Origin of the sequence: Streptomyces sp. NPDC090108 (assembly GCF_044747185.1) — a bacterium.
Classification (GTDB): Bacteria; Actinomycetota; Actinomycetes; order Streptomycetales; family Streptomycetaceae; genus Streptomyces.
Window position 1 is genome coordinate 1 of the sequence record NZ_JBIVDQ010000001.1, and the last position, 22,460, is coordinate 22,460.

Annotated in this window: 15 protein-coding genes and 1 rRNA gene; 4 read left to right on the forward strand and 12 right to left on the reverse strand. The window is 70.7% G+C overall.

All coding sequences use genetic code 11. The features are described 5' to 3' along the window. The 4 genes from ACIPRD_RS00005 to thyX form a co-directional block, all read right to left on the reverse strand. Positions 1 to 75: ribosomal RNA gene (locus tag ACIPRD_RS00005) — 16S ribosomal RNA — on the reverse strand; the annotation flags it as partial. Between the two features lie 698 nt (positions 76 to 773). Then, positions 774 to 2,459, reverse strand: coding sequence for a ribonuclease J (locus ACIPRD_RS00010; protein WP_356410682.1), 1,686 nt, complete (start codon positions 2,457 to 2,459; stop codon positions 774 to 776). 166 nt (positions 2,460 to 2,625) lie between these two features. Beyond that, positions 2,626 to 3,525 carry a 4-hydroxy-tetrahydrodipicolinate synthase gene (gene dapA / locus ACIPRD_RS00015; RefSeq protein WP_401558630.1) on the reverse strand — a complete coding sequence of 300 codons (900 nt, stop codon included), beginning with the start codon at positions 3,523 to 3,525 and terminating at the stop codon, positions 2,626 to 2,628. 230 nt (positions 3,526 to 3,755) lie between these two features. After that, positions 3,756 to 4,496 carry an FAD-dependent thymidylate synthase gene (gene thyX / locus ACIPRD_RS00020; protein WP_356410676.1) on the reverse strand — a complete coding sequence of 247 codons (741 nt, stop codon included), beginning with the start codon at positions 4,494 to 4,496 and terminating at the stop codon, positions 3,756 to 3,758. A gap of 200 nt (positions 4,497 to 4,696) precedes the next feature. Between thyX and ACIPRD_RS00025 the strand changes: the two genes are divergently transcribed. Both ACIPRD_RS00025 and ACIPRD_RS00030 read left to right on the forward strand, forming a co-directional pair. Continuing rightward, positions 4,697 to 4,933, forward strand: a complete 237-nt coding sequence (locus ACIPRD_RS00025) for a hypothetical protein (RefSeq protein WP_356410673.1) — start codon at positions 4,697 to 4,699, stop codon at positions 4,931 to 4,933. A gap of 123 nt (positions 4,934 to 5,056) precedes the next feature. Continuing rightward, positions 5,057 to 5,611 (forward strand): hypothetical protein, encoded by a 555-nt coding sequence (locus tag ACIPRD_RS00030; RefSeq protein ID WP_356410670.1) that lies wholly within the window; start codon positions 5,057 to 5,059, stop codon positions 5,609 to 5,611. A 72-nt stretch (positions 5,612 to 5,683) separates the two neighbouring features. Here the strand turns inward: ACIPRD_RS00030 and ACIPRD_RS00035 are convergent, their stop codons facing one another. From ACIPRD_RS00035 to rpsO, 5 genes are all read right to left on the reverse strand, one after another. Then, positions 5,684 to 6,136 carry a hypothetical protein gene (locus ACIPRD_RS00035; protein WP_356410667.1) on the reverse strand — a complete coding sequence of 151 codons (453 nt, stop codon included), beginning with the start codon at positions 6,134 to 6,136 and terminating at the stop codon, positions 5,684 to 5,686. Between the two features lie 12 nt (positions 6,137 to 6,148). Continuing rightward, positions 6,149 to 6,901, reverse strand: a complete 753-nt coding sequence (gene dapB / locus ACIPRD_RS00040) for a 4-hydroxy-tetrahydrodipicolinate reductase (protein ID WP_356410664.1) — start codon at positions 6,899 to 6,901, stop codon at positions 6,149 to 6,151. Between the two features lie 38 nt (positions 6,902 to 6,939). Next, positions 6,940 to 8,319 carry a pitrilysin family protein gene (locus tag ACIPRD_RS00045; protein WP_356410661.1) on the reverse strand — a complete coding sequence of 460 codons (1,380 nt, stop codon included), beginning with the start codon at positions 8,317 to 8,319 and terminating at the stop codon, positions 6,940 to 6,942. Beyond that, positions 8,316 to 10,532: a polyribonucleotide nucleotidyltransferase gene (locus tag ACIPRD_RS00050; protein ID WP_401558635.1), complete on the reverse strand. Its 2,217-nt coding sequence runs from the start codon at positions 10,530 to 10,532 to the stop codon at positions 8,316 to 8,318. The genes ACIPRD_RS00045 and ACIPRD_RS00050 overlap by 4 nt, the downstream gene beginning before the upstream one ends. 298 nt (positions 10,533 to 10,830) lie before the next feature. Then, the gene (gene rpsO / locus ACIPRD_RS00055) at positions 10,831 to 11,118 is read right to left on the reverse strand and encodes a 30S ribosomal protein S15 (protein ID WP_356410655.1); all 288 of its coding nucleotides are present in this window, start codon (positions 11,116 to 11,118) and stop codon (positions 10,831 to 10,833) included. Positions 11,119 to 11,615: 497 nt separating this feature from the next. Here rpsO and ACIPRD_RS00060 point away from each other — a divergent pair, with 497 nt between their 5' ends. Then, positions 11,616 to 11,912: a DUF397 domain-containing protein gene (locus ACIPRD_RS00060; protein ID WP_356410652.1), complete on the forward strand. Its 297-nt coding sequence runs from the start codon at positions 11,616 to 11,618 to the stop codon at positions 11,910 to 11,912. Positions 11,913 to 12,043: 131 nt separating this feature from the next. On the opposite strand, the gene eccD is transcribed toward ACIPRD_RS00060, so the two are convergent. Then, positions 12,044 to 13,543 carry a type VII secretion integral membrane protein EccD gene (gene eccD / locus ACIPRD_RS00065; protein WP_356410695.1) on the reverse strand — a complete coding sequence of 500 codons (1,500 nt, stop codon included), beginning with the start codon at positions 13,541 to 13,543 and terminating at the stop codon, positions 12,044 to 12,046. A 310-nt stretch (positions 13,544 to 13,853) separates the two neighbouring features. On the opposite strand from eccD, the gene eccCa reads away from it, so the two are divergent. Further along, on the forward strand, positions 13,854 to 17,819 hold the full coding sequence (gene eccCa, locus ACIPRD_RS00070) for a type VII secretion protein EccCa (protein WP_401558639.1): 3,966 nt from the start codon (positions 13,854 to 13,856) through the stop codon (positions 17,817 to 17,819). A gap of 198 nt (positions 17,820 to 18,017) precedes the next feature. On the opposite strand, the gene ACIPRD_RS00075 is transcribed toward eccCa, so the two are convergent. Both ACIPRD_RS00075 and ACIPRD_RS00080 read right to left on the reverse strand, forming a co-directional pair. Continuing rightward, positions 18,018 to 20,132 carry a protein kinase gene (locus ACIPRD_RS00075; protein ID WP_401558641.1) on the reverse strand — a complete coding sequence of 705 codons (2,115 nt, stop codon included), beginning with the start codon at positions 20,130 to 20,132 and terminating at the stop codon, positions 18,018 to 18,020. A gap of 99 nt (positions 20,133 to 20,231) precedes the next feature. Further along, on the reverse strand, positions 20,232 to 22,448 hold the full coding sequence (locus tag ACIPRD_RS00080; RefSeq protein ID WP_401558644.1) for a protein kinase: 2,217 nt from the start codon (positions 22,446 to 22,448) through the stop codon (positions 20,232 to 20,234). Positions 22,449 to 22,460 lie beyond the last annotated feature (12 nt).

Below are 22,460 nucleotides of genomic sequence, written 5' to 3' on the forward strand. Positions count from 1 at the left end.
GCTTCATCGTTCGACTTGCATGTGTTAAGCACGCCGCCAGCGTTCGTCCTGAGCCAGGATCAAACTCTCCGTGAATGTTTACCGGTAATCCGGTGACACATCACGAGAGCGGCGCGAGAGGAGGAATAGTCCTCTCGCGCACAGCGTCCTCGCTGTGTTTTTTCAAAGGAACCTCGTCCCAGTCATGATGACCGGAGACGGGGTATCAACATATCTGGCGTTGATTTTTGGCACGCTGTTGAGTTCTCAAGGAACGGACGCTTCCTTTGTACTCACCCTCTCGGGCTTTCCTCCGGGCGCTTCCCTTCGGTCTTGCGTTTCCGACTCTATCAGATCGTTTTCCGATCCGATTTCCTCGGTGCTTTCCAGGTCTTCGCTCTCGCGTTTCCCTTTCCGGCGGTTCCGACTCTATCAGATCCTTTCGGCGTCTGATTCCCAGTCAGCGGGTTTGTCTTCCCGGCCCTGCGGCCGTTCCGACGTCCCAAACCTTAGCGGATCTTCCCGGCGGCTCCTAATCGGGCCGCACAGTTCCGATGGAAATACATTCGGGCATACCGAATGACATCCCGATCGGGAGATCGTGCTGGTTGGGGTGCTGCTTTCGCAGCGGAGGTGCCACCACAGAACCGTACGGCTCCGGGGCAGACAGAGAACATTACGGATCCACCGGAGCTGCGTCAACCTCCGCTGTCAAGATTTTTTTCGGCAGGTAGCGCGATGGGGCCCCTCGGCACAGTGCCGAGGGGCCCCACTGCAGGTCAGCGCGTCGTAGGTCAGACCTCGACGACGACCGGGAGGATCATCGGGCGCCGGCGGTAGGTGTCGGACACCCACTTGCCGAGCACGCGACGGATCAGCTGCTGGAGCTGGTGGGGCTCCACCACGCCGTCCTGCGCCGACCGCTCCAGCGTCTCCGTGATCTTCGGCAGGACGTCCGCGAAGGCCGCGTCGTCGATACCGGAGCCGCGGGCCTGGATGTGCGGGCCGCCCGTGATCTTGCCGGTGGTCGAGTCCATGACCACGAAGACCGACAGGATGCCCTCGTCGCCGAGGATCTTGCGGTCCTTCAGCGCCGGCTCGCCGACCTCACCGACGGAGAGGCCGTCGACGTAGACGTAACCGGCCTGGACCTTGCCGGCGATCTTCGCCTTGCCCTCGACGAGGTCGACGGCCACGCCGTCCTCGGCGATGACGATCCGGTCGTGCGGGACGCCGGTCGCTGCACCCAGCTCGGCGTTGGCACGCAGGTGACGCCATTCGCCGTGGACGGGCATCAGGTTCTTCGGACGGCAGATGTTGTAGAAGTACAGCAGCTCGCCGGCCGAGGCGTGTCCGGAGACGTGGACCTTGGCGTTGCCCTTGTGGACGACGTTGGCGCCCCAGCGGGTCAGACCGTTGATCACGCGGTAGACCGCGTTCTCGTTGCCGGGGATCAGCGACGAGGCCAGGATGACCGTGTCGCCCTCGACGATGCGGATCTGGTGGTCCCGGTTGGCCATGCGGGACAGGGCCGCCATCGGCTCGCCCTGAGAACCCGTGCAGACCAGGACGACCTTGTCGGCCGGCAGGTCGTCGAGCTGCTTGACGTCGACGACCAGGCCCGGCGGGACCTTCAGATAACCGAGATCCCGGGCGATGCCCATGTTGCGGACCATGGAGCGGCCGACGAAGGCGACCTTGCGGCCGTACTTCTGGGCGGTGTCCAGGATCTGCTGGATGCGGTGCACGTGGCTGGCGAAGCTCGCCACGATGATGCGGCTGTGCGCGCCCGCGAAGACGTTGTCCAGCACGTTCGCGATGTCGCGCTCGGGCGGGACGAAGCCCGGGACCTCGGCGTTCGTGGAGTCCGAGAGGAGGAGGTCGATGCCCTCCTCGCTCAGACGCGCGAAGGCGTGCAGGTCCGTGAGACGGCCGTCCAGCGGGAGCTGGTCCATCTTGAAGTCGCCGGTGTGCACGACCATGCCGGCCGGGGTGCGGATGGCGACCGCGAGGGCGTCCGGGATGGAGTGGTTGACCGCGACGAACTCGAGGTCGAAGGGGCCGATCTGCTCACGGTCGCCCGCCTCCACCTCCAGGGTGTACGGGCGGATCCGGTGCTCCTGGAGCTTGGCCTCGATCAGCGCGAGGGTCAGCTTGGAGCCGATCAGCGGGATGTCCGGCTTCTCGCGGAGCAGGTACGGGACGCCACCGATGTGGTCCTCGTGGCCGTGCGTGAGCACGATGCCGTCGATGTCGTCGAGGCGGTCCCGGATGGACGAGAAGTCCGGCAGGATCAGGTCGACTCCGGGCTGCTCCTCCTCGGGGAAGAGCACTCCGCAGTCGACGATCAGCAGGCGGCCGTCGTACTCGAAGACCGTCATGTTGCGGCCGATCTCACCGAGACCGCCGAGCGGGGTGACCCGCATGCCGCCCTTGGCGAGCGGCGGCGGCGGGGCGAGTTCAGGATGCGGATGGCTCAAAAGACTCTCCTGACCACACACGCCACGTACCGGTGGGCACGTGGCGCGCGTGACGATCGTGCGGTTGAAATTGTCATGTTCGCGGGCACCGGTGGCCCGCCTGTGTTCAGTTGTGTTCTTCGGTTGTGGATTCAGTTGTGAAGCCTGTGTGGTGCAAAGTCCGATGTCAGAGCTGTACCCCGCCGGCAGCAAGATCGATCTTGAGCTGGGCGATCTCCTCCGGCGAGCACTCGACCATGGGGGCGCGCAGCGGTCCGGCGGGCAGGCCCTTGAGGGCGAGCGCGGCCTTGGTGGTCATGACGCCCTGCGTGCGGAACATGCCGGTGTAGACCGGGAGCAGCTTCTGGTGGATCTCGGTGGCCTTGACCACGTCGCCCGAGGTGTAGGCGTCGACCAGGGCGCGCAGCTCGGGGGCGACCAGGTGGCCGACAACCGAGACGAAGCCGACGGCTCCGACGGACAGGAGCGGCAGGTTCAGCATGTCGTCGCCGGAGTACCAGGCGAGGCCGGACCGGGCGATGGCCCAGCCGGCGCGGCCGAGGTCGCCCTTGGCGTCCTTGTTGGCGACGATCCGCGGGTGCTCGGCGAGGCGGACCAGCGTCTCGGTGCTGATGGGCACGCCGCTGCGGCCCGGGATGTCGTAGAGCATGACCGGCAAACCGGTGGCGTCGGCCACGGCCGTGAAGTGCCGGTACAGGCCCTCCTGCGGCGGCTTGTTGTAGTACGGCGTGACGACCAGCAGGCCGTCGGCTCCGTCGCGCTCGGCCGCGCGGGCGAGCTCCAGGGTGTGGCGGGTGTCGTTGGTGCCGACTCCGGCGACGACGTGGGCGCGGTCGCCGACGGCTTCCACGACGGCCCGTACGAGGTCCGATTTCTCCGCGTCGCTGGTGGTGGGGGACTCGCCGGTGGTGCCGTTGACGATGAGGCCGTCGTTGCCTGCGTCCACCAGGTGGGCGGCGAGCCGCTGCGCGCCGTCGAGGTCGAGTGCGCCGTCCGCCGCGAAGGGCGTGACCATGGCGGTGAGGACCCGCCCGAAGGGGGTCTGCGGAGTGGAGGTCGGAGCCATGGGTGACACGCTACTCGGTGCCCCATCCCTGGTCTGCCCGTGGGGTACGGGGAAAGTCAGGACAAATATGGATCCCGGCACTGCCTGCTCGGGGGTTCAAGCAGTGCCGGGTCCGTTTGATCAGGCTAGATGAACTTCTCTAAATGCCGCAATACGGACACTTCGCCTGGCTGATCCGTACATCCGTTCCGCAGGGGGGAACAGGCCTTCGCCACCGGGCCCGGCGGGCGTCAGGGGGCCACGCGGCCGTTCGTGTTGAAGGCGGCGTACGTGAGCGGCATGAGCTTGGCCCACTCGGCTTCCATCTTCTCGCCGACCATCTCGATCTCCCGCTGGGGGAACGAGGGCACCTTCGCCAGCTCGTGCTGGGTGCGCAGGCCGAGGAAGTGCATCAGGGAGCGCGCGTTGCACGTGGCGTACATCGAGGAGAACAGCCCGACCGGGAGCACCGCGCGGGCGACCTCGCGGGCGACGCCGGCGGCGAGCATCTCCTGGTAGGCCTCGTAGGCCTGCCGGTAGGAGTCCTCCATGGTGCGGCCGACCAGCTCCTGCTGGGTCTCGGTGCCCTCGACGAAGACGTACTTGCCCGGACGGCCCTGCTGGACCAGCTTGCGGGACGCGTCGGGAACGTAGAAGACCGGCTGGAGCTCCCGGTAGCGGCCCGATTCCTCGTTGTAGGACCAGCCGACCCGGTGCCGCATGAACTCGCGGAAGACGAAGATCGGGGCGCTGATGAAGAAGGTCATCGAGTTGTGCTCGAACGGGCTGCCGTGGCGGTCCCGCATCAGGTAGTTGATCAGACCCTTGGAACGCTCGGGGTCCTTGTTCAGCTCGTCCAGCGACTGCTCGCCGACCGTGGAGACGCGGGCCGCGAACAGTACGTCGGCGTCGGACGCGTCGTGTTTGACCAGTTCGACGGTCACGTCACCGCGGAAAGTCGGTTCTACGGCGTCGGCGGGGGTGTCGGTCACGGCTCGCGGGGTCCTTCCATCACTTCTGTCGGGCGGCGCCCACTCTACGGGCCGCCACCGACACCGGAGCGATCGTCGCCAGGTCGGCACATTTTTGCTGAAGGTCAACGAATTCGGTGAAAGTGGGCACCTTCCTCGGTATACGCTCGTCTGTCCCTATGAGAGACATGCGTTCGACCAGTTGAGAGGGGGCAGCCGCGATGTTCCGTCGGCGTGAGCCCGTGCCCTTCGCCTTCGTCGCCGAGGCCGACAGATTCCGCGGTGACGTCACTCCCCCGCCCCGCCGGCGCGCCACCGCCGGGGAGCTGGCCGGCCGCTGGCTGCTCGGGCTGACCATCGTGGCCGGGCTCGTCGGTGCGCTCGTTCTCGGCGCTCCGGCGATGTCCACGCCGTCCGGCACCCCGGACCAGCACTCCCAGGCGGAACAGGGGCACTGACCGTCCGGTTCCCCGGCCGGGCGGGGGCACGCACCCTTCCGGCCGCCCACAAGTGGTGGGCCGGAACACGGCCGGATAGCCTCACCGGGCACAGCCCACGCGAGGACCGAGTGAGGACCAGCCGTGCCCCTGCCCTTCCTGACGGCCGACCGCAGTTTCGAGGCGACGGCCGAGAGCTCGCTTCCGTACGACGACCGTGACCGCTGGCGGCGCCCCTACCGCCCCGGCCCGTGGCGGGTGGGCGGTGCGGCGCTGGTGCTGCTGCTCTCCTCGTTCGTCATGTTCGCCGGCGTCGCCCTGGCCCTTACGGGCTCCACCGCCTCCACCGGAGTGGTCCTCGGCCTCGCGCTGGCGATCCTCGCCTCGGCGCTGCGGATGCTCCGCATGGGCGCGTGGGTGAGCGCGCACGGGCTGCGCCAGGTGTCGTTCCTGTTCACGCGTACGGTGCCCTGGCAGCGCGTGGCGGCCGTACGCACGGCCCAGCAGCCGGTGCGCTGGCTGGGGCTGCCCCGCACGGTGCAGGGGCAGGCGCTGACCTGTGTGCGCCGGGACGGCTCGCCCGAGGACACCTCCCCGCTGCTCACCACGCACAGCCTGGACTTCGTGAACCGTCCCGCCGCCTTCGACCGGGCGGCGGACACCGTGGAGGCCTGGGCCGCGGAGTACGGGCGCGGCTGACAGCAGGCAGGTCATACGGCTGGGGCCGGTCCGCGACGGTGCGGACCGGCCCCAGCCGTGTGTGTGCCCCGGTCAGGCCTGGACGGGGCGTCCGTCGTGCAGGGCGATGGCGCGCTGCATGGCCTTGCGGGCGCGCGGGGTGTCCCGGGCGTCGTGATAGGCGACGGCGAGCCGGAACCAGCTGCGCCAGTCGTCGGGGGCGTCCTCGGTCTCGGCCTTGCGCCGGGCGAAGACCTCGTCGGCCGAGTCGCGGTCGATCCGGCCTCCGGCGGTCCGCCTGAGCTCGTCGACGGGCAGGGCGCCCTCGGCGTCCAGCTCGGCGGCGAGGGCGTTGGCCCGGCGGACGAACTGCGTGTTCTTCCACAGGAACCACAGGCCGATGACCGGCAGGATCAGCACGGCCACGCCGAAGGTGACGGTGAGGAGCGTGCCGGACTGGATGAGCATCACGCCGCGGCTGCCGACCAGCACGAAGTAGAAGAGCAGGACGGCGGCCGTGACGAGGTAGGTGATCTTCGCGCGCATGAGTGTTCCGGATCAGCCCAGGTCGAGGAAGTTTTCCAGGCCGAAGGTGAGGCCCGGGGTGGTCATGACGCGGCGCACGCCGAGCAGGATGCCCGGCATGAAGCTGCTGTGGTGGAGCGAGTCGTGGCGCAGGGTGAGGGTCTCGCCCTCGGCGCCGAGCAGCACCTCCTGGTGGGCCAGGAGGCCCCGCAGGCGGACCGAGTGGACCGGGACGCCGTCCACGTCGGCGCCGCGCGCTCCGTCCAGGGCGGTGACCGTGGCGTCCGGGGCGGGGGCGGTGCCCGCCTTGCGGCGGGCCTCGGCGATGAGCTGGGCGGTGCGCGCGGCGGTGCCGGAGGGGGCGTCCACCTTGTTCGGGTGGTGCAGCTCGACGACCTCGACCGATTCGAAGTACGGCGCGGCGATCTCGGCGAACTTCATGGTCAGGACGGCCCCGATGGAGAAGTTCGGCGCGATCAGCACACCGGTCTCCGGGGACAGGTCGAGCCAGCCCCGGAGCTGCGCGAGGCGTTCCTCGGTCCAGCCCGTCGTACCGACGACGGCGTTGATGCCGTGCCGCAGGCAGAAGTCGAGGTTGCCCATGACCGACGCCGGGGTGGTGAGTTCCACGGCGACCTGGGCACCGGTCTCCGCGAGCGTCTCCAGCCTGTCGCCGCGGCCGAGGGCGGCCACCAGCTCCATGTCCTCGGCGGCCTCGACGGCCTTGACCGCCTCGGCCCCGATGCGGCCCTTGGCACCGAGGACCGCCACGCGCAGCTTGCTCATCTGTTGCTTTCCTTACCGCAGGGTGGGGAGCGGGGTGATCAGGCGACCGCGTCGTGCAGCCGCGCGGCCTGCTTGTCCTTCAGCGGGCCGATGACCGACAGCGACGGGCGCTGTCCGAGGATGTCGCGGGCGACCGAGCGGACCTCGTCCGGGGTGACCGAGGCGATCCGGGCCAGCATGTCGTCGACCGACATCTGCTCGCCCCAGCACAGCTCGCTCTTGCCGATCCGGTTCATCAGCGCGCCGGTGTCCTCCAGGCCGAGCACGGTGGAGCCCTGGAGCTGGCCGATGGCGCGGGCGATCTCGTCGTCGGTCAGACCGTTCGCGGCGACCTGGTCGAGTTCGTCGCGGCAGATCTTCAGCACGTCGTGCACCTGGCTCGGACGGCAGCCGGCGTACACGCCGAACAGGCCGCAGTCGGCGAAGCCGGAGGTGTACGAGTACACGCTGTAGGCGAGGCCGCGCTTCTCGCGGACCTCCTGGAACAGCTTGGACGACATGCCACCGCCGAGGGCGGTGTTGAGGACGCCCATGGCCCAGCGGCGCTCGTCGGTGCGGGCGAGGCCCGGCATGCCGAGGACGACGTGCGCCTGCTCGGTCTTGCGGCCGATCAGCTCGACCTTGCCGGCCGTGCGGATCGTGCGGCTGCCGTCGCGCGGGGCGATGGGCGCGGCGTCCGCGTTCTTGAAGGCGCCCGCCTTCTCGAAGGCCGCGCGGACCTGTCGTACGACCTTGTTGTGGTCGATGTTGCCCGCACAGGCGACCACGAGGTGGGTCGGGTCGTAGTGCTTCTTGTAGAAGCGGCGGATGCGGTCGGCGCTGAGCGCGTTGACCGTGTCGACCGTGCCGAGGACGGGGCGGCCGAGGGCGTTGTCACCGAACATCGTGTGCGCGAACAGGTCGTGCACGCAGTCGCCCGGGTCGTCCTCGGTCATCGCGATCTCCTCGAGGATCGCGCCGCGCTCGACGTCGACGTCCTCCTCGCGGATGAGCGAGCCGGTCAGCATGTCGCAGACGACGTCGATGGCGAGCGGCAGGTCGGTGTCGAGCACGCGTGCGTAGTAGCACGTGTACTCCTTCGCCGTGAACGCGTTCATCTCGCCGCCGACCGCGTCGAGGGTGGCGGAGATGTCCAGCGCCGACCTGCGGGCGGTGCCCTTGAAGAGCAGGTGCTCCAGGTAGTGGGTGGCGCCGTTCAGGGACGGGGTCTCGTCGCGCGAGCCGACGTGCGCCCAGATGCCGAAGGTGGCCGAGCGCACGGAGGGCAGCGTCTCGGTGACGATGCGCAGGCCGCCCGGGAGGGTGGTCTTGCGGACCGTGCCGATGCCGTTCGCGCCCTTGACGAGGGTTTGGGTACGGGCGACGGCCCGCGCCTCCGAGGAGGTGCGGGCCGTCGCCTTGAAACTACGGGACGTCACTGGTCGGCGTCGTCCTTCTTGGTCTCGTCGTCCTCGCCCTCGATCACGGGGATGAGGGAGAGCTTGCCGCGGGAGTCGATCTCGGCGATCTCGACCTGGACCTTCTGGCCCACACCGAGGACGTCCTCGACGTTCTCCACGCGCTTGCCGCCGGCGAGCTTGCGGATCTGCGAGATGTGCAGCAGACCGTCCTTGCCGGGCATCAGCGAGACGAACGCGCCGAAGGTGGTCGTCTTCACGACCGTACCCAGGTAGCGCTCGCCGACCTCGGGCATCGTCGGGTTGGCGATGCTGTTGATCGTGGCGCGGGCGGCCTCGGCGGACGGTCCGTCGACCGCGCCGATGTAGATCGTGCCGTCGTCCTCGATCGTGATGTCGGCGCCGGTGTCCTCCTGGATCTGGTTGATCATCTTGCCCTTGGGGCCGATGACCTCACCGATCTTGTCCACCGGGATCTTGACGGTGATGATCCGCGGGGCGTTCGGGGACATCTCGTCCGGACGGTCGATGGCCTCCATCATCACGTCGAGGATGTGGAGACGGGCGTCGCGGGCCTGCTTGAGGGCCGCGGCCAGGACGGAGGCCGGGATGCCGTCCAGCTTGGTGTCGAGCTGGAGGGCGGTCACGAACTCCTTCGTGCCGGCGACCTTGAAGTCCATGTCACCGAAGGCGTCCTCGGCACCGAGGATGTCGGTCAGGGCGACGTAGTGCGTGTCGCCGTCGACGTCCTCGGAGATGAGGCCCATGGCGATACCGGCGACGGGGGCCTTCAGCGGCACACCGGCGTTCAGCAGCGACATGGTGGAGGCGCAGACCGAGCCCATGGACGTCGAGCCGTTGGAGCCGAGAGCCTCGGACACCTGGCGGATCGCGTAGGGGAACTCCTCGCGCGTCGGCAGCACCGGCACGATCGCGCGCTCGGCGAGCGCGCCGTGGCCGATCTCGCGGCGCTTGGGCGAGCCCACGCGGCCGGTCTCACCGACGGAGTACGGCGGGAAGTTGTAGTTGTGCATGTAGCGCTTGCGGGTCACCGGGGAGAGGGTGTCCAGCTGCTGCTCCATGCGGAGCATGTTGAGGGTGGTGACGCCCAGGATCTGGGTCTCGCCACGCTCGAACAGCGCGGAGCCGTGCACGCGCGGGATGGCCTCGACCTCGGCGGCCAGGGTGCGGATGTCGGTGACACCGCGGCCGTCGATCCGGGTCTTCTCCTTGATGACGCGCTCGCGGACCAGCTTCTTGGTCAGCGCGCGGTACGCGGCGGAGATCTCCTTCTCGCGGCCCTCGAACTCCGGCAGGAGCTTCTCGGCGGCGAGCGCCTTGACGCGGTCCAGCTCGGCCTCGCGGTCCTGCTTGCCGGCGATGGTGAGCGCCTGGGCCAGCTCGGGCTTGACGGCGGCGGTCAGCGCCTTGAAGACGTCGTCCTGGTACTCCAGGAAGATCGGGAACTCGCCGGTCGGCTTGGCGGCCTTGGAGGCGAGGTCGGCCTGCGCGCGGCACAGGACCTTGATGAAGGGCTTCGCGGCCTCGAGACCGGCGGCGACGACCTCCTCGGTCGGCGCCTCGGCGCCGCCCTCGACCAGCTTGATCGTCTGGTCGGTGGCCTCGGCCTCGACCATCATGATCGCGACGTCGCCGTCCTCCAGGACACGGCCCGCGACGACCATGTCGAAGACGGCGTCCTCGAGCTCGGTGTGCGTCGGGAACGCGACCCACTGGCCGCGGATCAGCGCGACGCGGACGCCGCCGATCGGGCCGGAGAAGGGCAGGCCGGCCAGCTGGGTGGACGCGGACGCGGCGTTGATCGCGACGACGTCGTACAGGTGGTCGGGGTTGAGCGCCATGATCGTGGCGACGACCTGGATCTCGTTGCGCAGGCCCTTCTTGAAGGACGGGCGCAGCGGGCGGTCGATCAGGCGGCAGGTGAGGATCGCGTCCTCGGAGGGGCGGCCCTCACGGCGGAAGAAGCTGCCGGGGATCTTGCCGGCGGAGTACATCCGCTCCTCGACGTCCACCGTCAGGGGGAAGAAGTCGAGCTGGTCCTTGGGGGCCTTGGAGGCGGTGGTGGCCGACATCACCATCGTGTCGTCGTCCAGGTACGCCACGGCGGAACCGGCGGCCTGCTTGGCCAGACGGCCCGTCTCGAAACGGATCGTGCGGGTGCCGAAGGAGCCGTTGTCGATGACGGCCTCGGCGTAGTGGGTCTCGTTCTCCACTAGCGTTTTCTCCTCGTCTTTCGTCCACGCTCGCCCGTGTGGCGGGGGGACGGTGGTGGGAGAAGCGCGCCGACTGGTGCGGGCCGGTCTTCGATCGAAGCACCCGGGGCTCGCTTCCCCCGGGGGCCACTACCGAGGACCGGCGGCGGCGAGGTGCGCTTCTTCTCCCTCGTTCTGTGTCGTGCGTGATGCGTTCTGCTACCACACTACAAAGCGTGGGTGACACTCCGCACGTTTCCGCACGTACAGCAAAGGGAGCGGCCCCGGATCACGCCGGGACCGCTCCCCTCACGGCGACTTACTTGGCGCCGGCCGCACCGCGGCGGATGCCGAGGCGGTCGACCAGCGTACGGAAGCGCTGGATGTCCTTCTTGGCCAGGTACTGCAGCAGGCGGCGACGCTGGCCGACCAGGATCAGCAGACCACGGCGGGAGTGGTGGTCGTGCTTGTGGGCCTTGAGGTGCTCCGTCAGGTCGGAGATCCGACGCGAGAGCATGGCGACCTGGACCTCGGGGGAGCCGGTGTCGCCCTCCTTCTGGCCGAACTCGGCGATGATCTGCTTCTTCGTAGCGGCGTCGAGCGACACGCTTACTCCTCATGGGTCTGAGTGGCCCTCCGAGCGCCCCCGGTCTGCATCTCGGGGGAGCTTCCGTTACTCGGAAGGCGGGATCCGCCGGTCGCGGTCCTCGGGGCGGCAGGTCGTGCCTGCGTGCTCCGGGGGTGCGTACACGGACGGTCGCCAGCCAGGGTATCAGGGTCACGGGGCGGCCCTCGCCGGGCCTTGCCTGGATGCCTTTCGGGTGCGGGGCGGGATGCCTCCGGGCGCCGTCCGGGTGCCGGGTGCGGCGTGCGTTCACGGGGCGGGTGCCGGGTGCTTTCCCGGCGCCGGTGCCGGGTGCGCTCACGGCATCGGTGTGGGGTGCGCTCACGGCATCGGTCCGGGTGCGCTCACGGTCCGCGGCCTGCTGTGACGCGGTGGTCACGTCCCGTCACGGTGGCCATCTCCGCGAACCGCTGACCAGGCAGAACCCCGGCCAGTAGGGTGAACCGACCGCCGGCTCTCGAGGAAGGACTGCGGCTGCGATGACCGACGCCGACGACAGGGAAATCAAAGCACGCAAGGAACGGGAGCGGGACGAGCTGTACGCGCTCGACATCTCGGGCGCGGAGTGGACCTGCGCCCCGGGGACCGAGCACCACGAGGAGCGCGTGGAGATCGCCCACCTGCCCGGCGGCGCGGTGGGCATGCGGTCCTCCCTCGACCCCGGCACGGTGCTGCGGTACACGGAGGCGGAGTGGCGGGCCTTCGTGCTGGGCGCACGGGACGGGGAGTTCGATCTGGAGCCGGCGCGGGGCGAGGACGGTCCCGGGGCGGGATGAGGACCGGATCGGGATGAGGCTCGGGGCGGGATGCCCGGGGTGCGGGAAAGGGCGGCACGCGATGTGCCGCCCTTTGCCGTACCGCTCCGTTCCGCCGCGGGACGCAGCCCGAGCTCCCGGAGGCCTTGGCCTTATTTGCTGGTCATCGCGCGGGCCTTCGCGTAGACGTCGAACACCGCCAGGGTCAGCGGGATCAGCGTCAGCAGGACGAAGCCCTCGGAGATCTCCAGAAAGCGGCCCCAGAAGGGGGTCAGGCCGCCGCGCGGCAGGATCAGGCCCAGCGCCGTGATCAGCGCGGTGGCGGCGGCGATGACCGCGATCAGCCAGACCGTGCGGATGTCGAGGTCGGTGCGGTGCCCTTCCAGCGCCTCGCGCATCACCGACGGGGGCGGGTTGAGCGCGAGGCCGAGGCCGAGCAGCACCAGGGAGCCGAGACCCGCGGCGAGGACCGGGGCGACCTGGGCGGTGTAGCGGAAGAGGTGGGCGCGCATCAGCATCGCCACACCGGTGGCGAGCGCGAGCAGCTGGGCCCAGATGTCGCTGGAGAAGCCGAGCACCGACGAGGCGCCGACGGCGAGCAGCGCGCAGCCGCCGACCAGACCGACGAGCAGTTCGTGACCGCGGCGGGCCTGCGCCTCGACGCGCTCGGTGTCCACGGACTCCGGGGTGTGGGTCTCGGTGCCGTAGGCGGAGCGGGTCGCGGCGCTCGGGGGTTCGAAGCCGATCGGCAGCCGGGCGAAGCGCATCGACATGCCCGGCAGGAAGGCGAGCGCGCCCACGGCGACCGGCGCGCACAGGCCGGCCGTCTCGGTGGGGGCCCAGTCGAGCAGGGTCGCGGCGAACACGACGAGCAGGGCGACGGCGGAGGCGAACACGAAGGCGACGAAGGGGCCGTCTCCGTGCGGGGAGGTGAGGGAGAGGACGAGGGCGGCGACCAGCACGGCCGCGCACGCCAGCAGGAACTGGAGCCTGCCGATGCCCTGTCCGTCGGTCAGGGGCAGCAGTCCGCTGCCCGCGACGCCGATGTTGGGCAGTGCGCCGAGGCCGAGCGCGACGGCCGAGGCGCGGTCGTCGTAGACCCGGGCGCGCGCGGCGGACAGCACCACCAGCAGGACGCCGGTGACGGCGGCGAGGATGCCGGCCAGGCCGTGCATGTCGTGGCGCGGGTCGGCGGTCCACGCGACGAACGCGAGCAACGCCGGCAGCACACCGGCGCCGACGAGGCCCGCGGCCCGGGTGAGGTCGCCGGTCCACAGCGTGTGCTGCTTGGTGACGGCGGACGCGACGGCCTCGGAGACGTCGTCGAAGACGGCCGGCGGCAGGGAGTCGGCGAAGGGCCGCAGCGTGAGGAGTTCGCCGTCGAGAATGCGCTGAGCGGCGAAGGACCGGGAACTGTCCAGCACGGTGCCGTCGGTACGGACGAGGTGGTAACCGACCGGGGCGCCGGCCTCGGGGCTCTGCCGGGACAGCCGGAGGATCTCCGGGTAGAGGTCCGCGACCGGCACGTCGTCGGGCAGTGCCACGTCGATGCGGCTGTCCGGCGCGACGATGGTCACCCGGCAGAAACCGAGTCCTGTGCCGGTTCCCGCGGGGGCTCCCGTCCCGGGTCCGCCGGTGGCGGCGGCCGTCATGCTCACCTGCTGCTCCCCCTCAGTGGTGGTGGTGCGTCTACGTCGTGAAGGTCGTGTGCCGATCGCTCCCGCGCCTTCCGCGCAGGCGGTGGCGCGGGTGCCGCGGGACCTCGGTCCGGGGCTTTCCCCCACCCGGATAAGGTGGGTTGTCCCGGTTTCCTCGACCGTACCGGCATGTGCTCACGCGAACATTCGGCACCCTACCGCTCACCCGTGTTCCGTGAACTCAGTAGGATCGCGCGGCGGCCTGCGTCCGCCGACACGGGGCGGTGGGCGGAAAGCCTGGGTCGGGCAAGGGAATTGGTGAGCAGTGAGCCAGATTGTCGTAAAGCGCCCCCCTCGGGCGCTTCCGTCCGAAGTGCCCACGGAAGAGGTCGCTGTCCAGCCGCCGCCTGAGCTGCCGCGAGGCGCCCAGGAGAGCGTGCTGATGCAGTTGCTGCCCACGCTGGGCATGGGTGGCTCCGTGGTGTTCTTCTTCACGAACGGCCAGCCGTTCATGAAGATCATGGGCATGATCATGATCGCTTCGACGGTGGCGATGTCCGTCGCGATGGTGGTCCGCTTCCGCCGCGGTTCCCAGGGCCAGCTGGCCGACATGCGCCGCGACTACCTCAGTTATCTGTCGCAGACCCGCAAGGCCGCCGTCGAGACGGCGAGGACGCAGCGGGACGCCCAGTACTACCTGCACCCCTCTCCCGAACAGTTGTGGGCGCTCGTCGCCGAGGGCAGCCGGGTCTGGGAACGGCGGCCGGGCGACGAGGACTTCTCGCACGTGCGCGTCGGTCTGGGCCCGCAGCCGCTGGCGACCCCGCTGCTGGCCCCGGAGACGGGTCCGGTCGAGCAGTTGGAGCCGCTGACCGCGGGCGCGATGCAGCGCTTCCTCGCGCTGCACGGCACGCTCACCGGGCTGCCGATGGCGGTCTCGCTGCGCGCCTTCTACCACGTCACGGTGAGCGGTGAGCCGGAGTCCGTGCGCGGCTGCGCCCGCGCCCTGGTCGGCTCGCTCGCCTCGCTGCACTCCCCCGAGGACCTGGTCATCGCGGTGGCGGCGGGCCGTGAGGCGCTGCCGCACTGGGACTGGGCGAAGTGGCTGCCGCACGTGCAGGCGCCCGGCGCGGTGGACGGCGCGGGCAGCAGGCGGCTCATCGGCGCCGACACCCGCGAGCTGGAGGACCTGCTGGCGGACCGGCTGACCGGACGCCCCCGCTTCCACCCGGACGCGACGCCGCTGCCCGAAGAACCGCACATCGTGATCGTGCTCGACGATCTGTCCCTGCTGCCCGACTCGGTCCTCGCCTCCCCGGAGGGTCTCCAGGGCGTCACCGTCATCGAGGTCGTCGCCGGCGAACCGTCGGGCGCGGGGGGCGATCTGTCGGTCGTCGTGCAGCCCGGCCTGCTGCGCCTGGAGTCCGGGCACGGCATGGTGTACGAGGGTGTCCCCGACACCCTGTCGCAGGAGTCGGCCGAGGCGCTGGCCCGGCAGCTGGCGCCGATGCGCATGGTGTCGGGTGGCGACGACGACGAACCGCTGCTCGCCAACCTGGAGTTCACCGACCTGCTGGGACTCGGTGACGCGGCCTCCGTCGACACCAAGCGGACCTGGCGTCCGCGCGCCCTGGCCGAGCGCCTGCGGGTGCCGATCGGTCTCGGCGAGGACGGCCGCCCGGTCATGCTGGACCTCAAGGAGGCCGCGCAGGAGGGCATGGGCCCGCACGGCCTGTGCGTGGGCGCCACCGGTTCCGGCAAGTCGGAGCTGCTGCGCACGCTGGTGCTGGGCCTCGCGGTCACGCACTCCTCCGAGACCCTGAACTTCGTCCTCGCCGACTTCAAGGGCGGTGCCACCTTCGCCGGCATGGCCCAGATGCCGCACGTGGCCGCCGTCATCACCAACCTCGCGGACGACCTGACCCTCGTCGACCGCATGGGCGACTCGATCCGCGGTGAGCTGAACCGGCGCCAGGAGATGCTGCGCGACGCGGGCAACTACGCGAACATCCACGACTACGAGAAGGCGCGCGCGGCCGGCGCCCCGCTCCAGCCGATCCCGTCCCTCGTCCTGGTGATCGACGAGTTCAGCGAGCTGCTGACCGCCAAGCCGGACTTCATCGAGATGTTCGTGCAGATCGGCCGCATCGGCCGTTCGCTGGGTGTGCACCTGCTGCTGGCCTCGCAGCGCCTGGAGGAGGGCCGGCTGCGCGGCCTGGAGACGTATCTGTCGTACCGGATCGGTCTGCGGACGTTCTCCGCGGCCGAGTCGCGTGCCGCGCTCGGCGTCCCCGACGCCTACGAGCTGCCCAACGTCCCCGGTTCCGGCTTCCTGAAGTTCGGCACGGACGAGATGGTGCGCTTCAAGGCGGCCTACGTCTCCGGGACGTACCGCACGGGCAGTCAGCGGGCGGCGCTCCCGGGCGGCCCGCTGCCGGTGGACCGGCGTCCGGTGCTGTTCACGGCGACGGAGGTGCCGGTGCAGTACACCCCCGTGCCGAAGCAGCGCACCGAGGCCGCGCCGGACGTGGACGACGCGCTGGCCGACACGGTCCTGGACGTGATCGTGCGCCGGCTGGAGGCGCAGGGGCCCTCGGCGCACCAGGTGTGGCTGCCGCCGCTGGAGAGCCCACCGTCGCTCGACGCGCTGCTGCCCGGTCTGGCGGCGGTGCAGGGACGCGGTCTCACCCAGCCCGACTACGAGGCCGCGGGCCGTCTGGTCGTCCCGGTCGGTCTGGTCGACAAGCCGTACGAGCAGCGCCGCGACCGGCTGCTGCTCGACTTCTCGGGCGCGGCCGGCCACATGCAGATCATCGGTGGTCCGCAGTCCGGCAAGTCGACGCTGCTGCGCAGCCTGATCTGCTCCTTCGCGCTCACCCACACCCCCCACGAGGTGCAGTTCTACGGCCTCGACTTCGGTGGCGGCGGCATGGCCGCGGTGGCCGACCTGCCGCACGTCGGCGGGATCGCCTCCCGCCTGGACCCCGAGCGGGTGCGCCGTACGGTCTCCGAGGTGTACGGCGTGATGACGCGCCGCGAGGAGTACTTCCGCTCGACCGGCATCGCCTCCATCGCCGACTTCCGGGCCCGGCGGGCGCGCGGGGACATCTCCGTCACCGACCAGCCCTGGGGTGACGTGTTCCTGGTCGTCGACGGCTGGGGCAACTTCCGTACGGACTACGAGGGCCTGGAGCCGGCCGTGCTGGACATGGCGGCGCGAGGTCTCGGTTACGGCATCCACGTGGTCATCACGGCGTCGCGCTCGATGGAGGTCCGGGCGAACATGAAGGACCACCTGATGAACCGCCTGGAGCTGCGCCTGGGTGACGTCATGGACTCCGAGATCGACCGCAAGGTCGCGGTGAACGTCCCCGCGGGCGTCCCCGGCCGTGGTCTGTCCCCGCAGAAGCTGCACTTCATGGCGGCGGTGCCGCGGATCGACGGCCTGACCTCGGACACCGACCTCGCCGAGGCGACGGCCGCGCTGACCGCGGAGGTCGGGCGGCACTGGCAGGCGCCGGGCGCGCCGCAGGTCCGCCTGCTGCCGCGTCAGCTCGAAGCGGTCCAGCTGCCGCCGGGCGACCGTTTCCCGAAGCGGGGTGTCGCCTTCGCGCTCGACGAGGACAACCTGGAGCCGGTGTTCCTCGACTTCGACCAGGATCCGTTCTTCCTCGTCTTCGGCGAGAGCGAGTCCGGCAAGTCCAACCTGCTGCGGCTGCTGATCAAGCAGCTGACGCTGCAGTACAGCGGCGACGAGGCCAAGTTCTTCGTGGTCGACAACCGGCGGTCCCTGCTGGACATCACCCCGGCCTCGCATCTGGCGGAGTACATCCCGATGTCGAGCCAGATGGACCACCACATGACCGCGCTGGCCGACCTGATGCAGCGGCGGACGCCGACCGCCGAGGTCACCGCACAGCAGTTGCGTGAGCGCAGCTGGTGGCGCGGCCCGCAGGTGTTCGTGGTCATCGACGACTACGACCTCGTGTCGACGTCCAGCGGCAACCCGCTGAGCGGCCTCACGGAGATGCTCCCGTTCGCGCGGGACGTGGGCGTCCGCTTCATCATCGCCCGCTCCTCCGCGGGCGCGGGCCGTGCCGCGTACGAACCGTTCGTCCAGCGGATGAAGGAACTGGGCGCCCAGGGCCTCATCATGGCCGGCGACCCGGCGGAGGGCGACATCCTGGGCGGTGTCCGGCCGCGCGCGATGCCGGCGGGGCGTGGCGTCTTCGTGTCCCGCAAGCGGGGCAAGCCGCTGGTCCAGACGGGTCTGGTGGACGTCGAGTACTGACGGGCGCCCGCCGCGGCGGGCGCGGCGCGGCCGCTTCGACCGGGTCCGGTGAGCCTCGCCCGCCGGACCCGGCGTGCGTCCGGCCCCGGCATGCGTCCCGCCATCCGGGGCCGGGGGGTGCCGCCTCCGGTTCACCGGGCCGGGTGGGTCCGGTGAACCGTCGCAACGTTCACCCGGCCGGTCCGGGACGCTGAGCGGTCAGAACACCGGCAGCGCCCACAGGGCGGCGTCGCACCTCGCGAAGACACGGTTGCCGTCGGCGGCGAAGGCCGTCTCCCCGCCGGAGAGTTCGTAGGACCAGATCTCGCGCGCCTGCGGCGCCGTGCTCATCGTCCTCAGCGTGGGGCGGGAGCCGTCGTCCATGATCCACACGCCGTTGCCCTGAAGGAGGACCGGGTAGTCGCCGGTCTGCGAGGCGATGCCCCCGTCCCAGCTTCTCTTGCCGGTCCGGACATCGAATCCGTAGGGCATGCCGGAGTCTCTGTCGGAGGCGCAGGAGTACACGAGGTCACCGTGGACGGTGGGCCGGGACCACTCGTAGTCCTTGTCGTCGTAGTAGTGCTTCTCCGTTTGCTTCCAGAGCTCCTTGCCGTCGGAGATCCGGCGCGCCGAGAGCGTCTTGCCGTTGAGGTGGACGACACCGTTCGCGGCGGCCGGGAGGAGCACTCGTTCCTCCGCCAGGTCACGGGCGGTCCATACGGTACGGCCGCTCTTCGTGTCCACGGCCAGGGCGTGGCCGGTCTCGGTGGTGAGGACCAGCCGACCCTGGTGGGCGACGGGCCTGGGGAGGAGCGTCTTGCGGAAGTCCTCCGGCAGCCGCACCGTCCAGCGGATGCTCGCGTCGGCGCGGTTCACGGCCCGCAGGCGCCGGTCCTTGGTCTGCAGGTAGACCGAGTCAGCGTCCGCGACGAGCAGCGTCCCGGCGTCCGCCCGCACGGTCCACCTGGGTTCCCCGGTGGAGGGCACGAAGGTGTGCAGGACGCCGTCGTCGTCGGCGGCGGCCACCAGCCGGTCGGAGAGGGAGAGGAACCGGGCGCCCATGGTCATCGCCGGAGCCTTCCAGCGGACCTTGCCGTCGACGACGTTGAGCGCCACGACGCCTCTGAGGATGTGGCCGACGATGACGACGTCACGGACGGGCAGCGGCGCCGGAGCCCCGACGTCCGTCGCGTCGGACACGGTCCACAGCGGCTTGGGGGAACCCCCGATGATGTAGTCGCCGTCGTCGGCGGAGAGCAGCCGCGCCGTGGGCGTCCGCACCGCGGGCGGGTAGCTGAACAACTCCTTCCGCGCGTCGTCCTTGTTGTTCCGCAGCAGCCACCAGCCGGTGCCCGTGCCGCCCGCGGCGAGTACGGCGCCGCCGGCCGCGAACCCGGTGAGCAGACGCCGCCTGCTGGGCCCCGCCTGCGTCTCGACCGTGGCCAGGAGCGGGGCGGTGAGGGCGCGTACGTCCTGCTCGCGCTGTCTGATCGCGTCGGCGACCGGGCCGCTCCTCCACACCTTGCCGTTCTTCTTCGGTGGGGCGAACGCGGCGGCGATCCGGTCGGGCGTGGGCCGCGCGGCCGGGTCCTTGGCCAGGCAGGGCGCGATCAGCGCGTGCTGCTGGGGTGGCATGCCGTGCCAGCGCGGTTCGCCGTGCACGACCTCGTACTGGACGGCGGCCACGTGCGTGCCGTCGAACGCCCGGCGGGCGGTGGCCGCGTAGACGAGGACGGCGCCGAGGGAGAAGACGTCGGCGGCGGTGCCGACCCGGTGGCCCATCACCTGTTCGGGGGCACCGTATCCGGGGGTGACCGGGATCTGTCCGGTGGTGGTGAGCGTCAGGCCGTGCTCGGGGCGGGCGATGCCGAAGTCGATGATCCGCGGGCCGTCGGAGGTGAGCACGATGTTCGGCGGCTTGAGGTCACGGTGGACGAACCCGGCCGCGTGGATGTCCTGGAGGGTGCGCGCGAGGGACTCGGCCAGGGCGCGCAGCCTCGCGTCGTCGAGCGGGCCGTGTCCGTCGACGATCTGGTCCAGGGTCGGTCCGGAGAGGAACTCCGTGGCGATCCAGGGCCGTCCGCCCTCGGTCTGCGCGCCCAGCACCGCCGCGACACCGGGGCTGCGCACGGCCTGGGCGGCCAGCGCCTCGCGCACGAAACGCTGGGCGAGGCCGGTGTCGTGGGCGAGTTCGGGCCGGAGCACCTTGACCGCGGCGACGGTGCCCGCGTGGTCCTGGCCGACGTACACCTTGCCCATGCCGCCCTCGCCGAGCACGCCGAGCAGCCGGTAGGGGCCGAGGCGGATCGGGTCGCCGGTCTCCAGGGGTCTCATCGCTGTTCGCCTTCTCTTCTCGTCACCGGGTCGGCTCCGGGTCGTGCGCGGGCGGCCTCCGGGCGGTCCGCCGCGGGGGTTCCGGGTCTCACGGGTGGCTCATCGCAGGGGGAAGGCCGCCAGGAAGCCGCCGCCCTGCGCGACGACCGTGCGGGCGGTCTCATGGGCGATGAAGCGGTCACCGGTGGTTCTGTAGGAGTGGTCCGGGGTGCGGTCGGACAGGGAGACGGCCCAGAGTTTCGATCCGCGCCGGCTGTAGGCGTAACCGGTGCCGATGACAGGCGCGCAGTCCAGGTGTGCGTGCGTGCCCTGGCCGCCCTTCTCCTCCCAGGCGATCCGGCCGCTCGCCGCGTCGAGGACGACGAGGCCGAGTCCCTTCTCCACCGCGTAGACGGTGCCGCCCTTGACCGCCGGAGGTCCGTAGGTCCGGCCCGGCCGGGCCGAGCCGGAGTCCCACGTCACCGTTCCGTCGTCGAGCCGCAGGGCGCGCAGCCGGCCGGTGCCGGTGTACAGGTGCTCCGCGTCGGTGGTCAGGGGCAGCCGCACCTGGTCGGCCTTGATGTCGTCGAGCGGACGGTCCCAGCGGACGGCGCCGGTGCGGGTGTCGCGCACGATCGCGTGCACCGTGCCGTCATCAGCCTCCTGCAGCGCCACGAGGCGGCGTCCCACGACGCCGGCGGAGAGGAAGTAGAACCGCTCGGTTCCGGGGCGGCGCGCGGGCAGCGGCGTCTTCCACAGTTCCTTGCCCGTCCCGATGTCGACGGCGAGCAGGTACCAGGTCTGGGCGGCCGAGTAGGTGTTGTGGACGTACCGCCCGCGGCCGGCCACCACGTAGGCGACGCCGTCGCCGGTGCACACCATCTGGTCCGGGAAGAGCTCGCCGTTGAAGTCGTCCAGGCGGGCGAAGGGTTCCCGCATCTCGCCCGTGCGGGTGTCGAGCGAGGCCAGGAACAGCGCGAACCCGCCGGCGTTGCCCATGTTCTCCGGGCCGCTCATGCTGTTGATGGCGACGAGACGCCGGCCGTCGGAAGCGATCTGCCAGGCCATGTCCATGTCGGGGACCACCCAGGCGCGCTGCCCCGTCGCCGCCATGACCCCGGTGAGGTTGCCGGTCGCGGTCGTCACCAGGTTCCCCAGGACATGCGGGTGCGAGGGCATGCTGCTCTCGAAGCTGTCCTGTTCGCCGATCTGGATCTGCCAGAGGGAGTCCAGTTCGGGCTTCGCCAGCAGGCTGTTGCTGGGTCCGGGCGTCGGCTGCGGGGAGTCGCCCCCGGCTCCCGCGGTCACGGTCCACACCCCGGCCCCGGCGGCGGCCGCTCCGAGGGCCGCGCCCGAGGCGGTGAGCAGCACCCGCCGCCGCGACCACGCCGTGGATGCCGTGGACGCCGCCGGCGCCGCCTCGGGCTCGTCGGGCGGAGCCGGCAGCCGCCGCGGCACGGTCTGCCACACCTCGGTCGCCCGCCGCCCGATGTCAGCCAGGAGCGCGGCCGGCAGGTGATCGGCGAACTCCCCCGATCCGTCGTGCAGTTGCGCGGCCAGTTCACCGGTCGTGGGCCGCAGGAAGGGGTTCTTGTCCAGGCACCGGGCGAGGACGGGACGCAGCCCCTCGGGTACGCCGCTCAGGTCGGGTTCGGTGTACCGCACGCGGTACAGCAGGTCGGCCGCCTGCCCGTGGCCGAACGGCGGATGTCCGGTCGCGGCGAACACGAGCACGCCGGCGAGGGCGAAGACATCGCCGGACGCGCTGTGTTCCTGTCCGCTCGCCTGCTCGGGCGACATGAAGGCGGGGGTGCCGACGGCGACCCCGACACGGGTGAGACGGTCGTCGCCGGCCGCCCGGGCGATGCCGAAGTCGATGACCTTGGGCCCGTAGGCGGTGACGAGGATGTTGGACGGCTTGAGGTCGCGGTGGACGACGTCGGACCCGTGCAGCTGGCCGAGCGCTCCGCACAGCGCCGCGCCGAGCACCCGTACGGTCTCCTCGGGGAGCGGTCCGCCCTGTTCGACGGCGTCGTCGAGCGGCGGTCCGAGCACGTACTCCGTGGCGAACCAGGGCGTCTCGGCCCGCGGATCCGCGTCCACGACGCCCGCGCCGAACCGCTCCCCCACGACGCGCGCCGCGTCGGTCTCCAGCCGGAAACGGGTGCGGGACGCGGGGTCGGAGGCGATGCGGGCGTGCATCGTCTTCAGCGCGACGGTACGGCCGCCCGCCGTGCGGGCGAGGTAGACGGTGCCCATGCCTCCGCTGCCGAGGCGGGCGACGGGCCGGTAGGGGCCGATCGCCTGGGGGTCGTCGTGAGTGAGTGGGGAAGGCATGGGTGGGGTCGT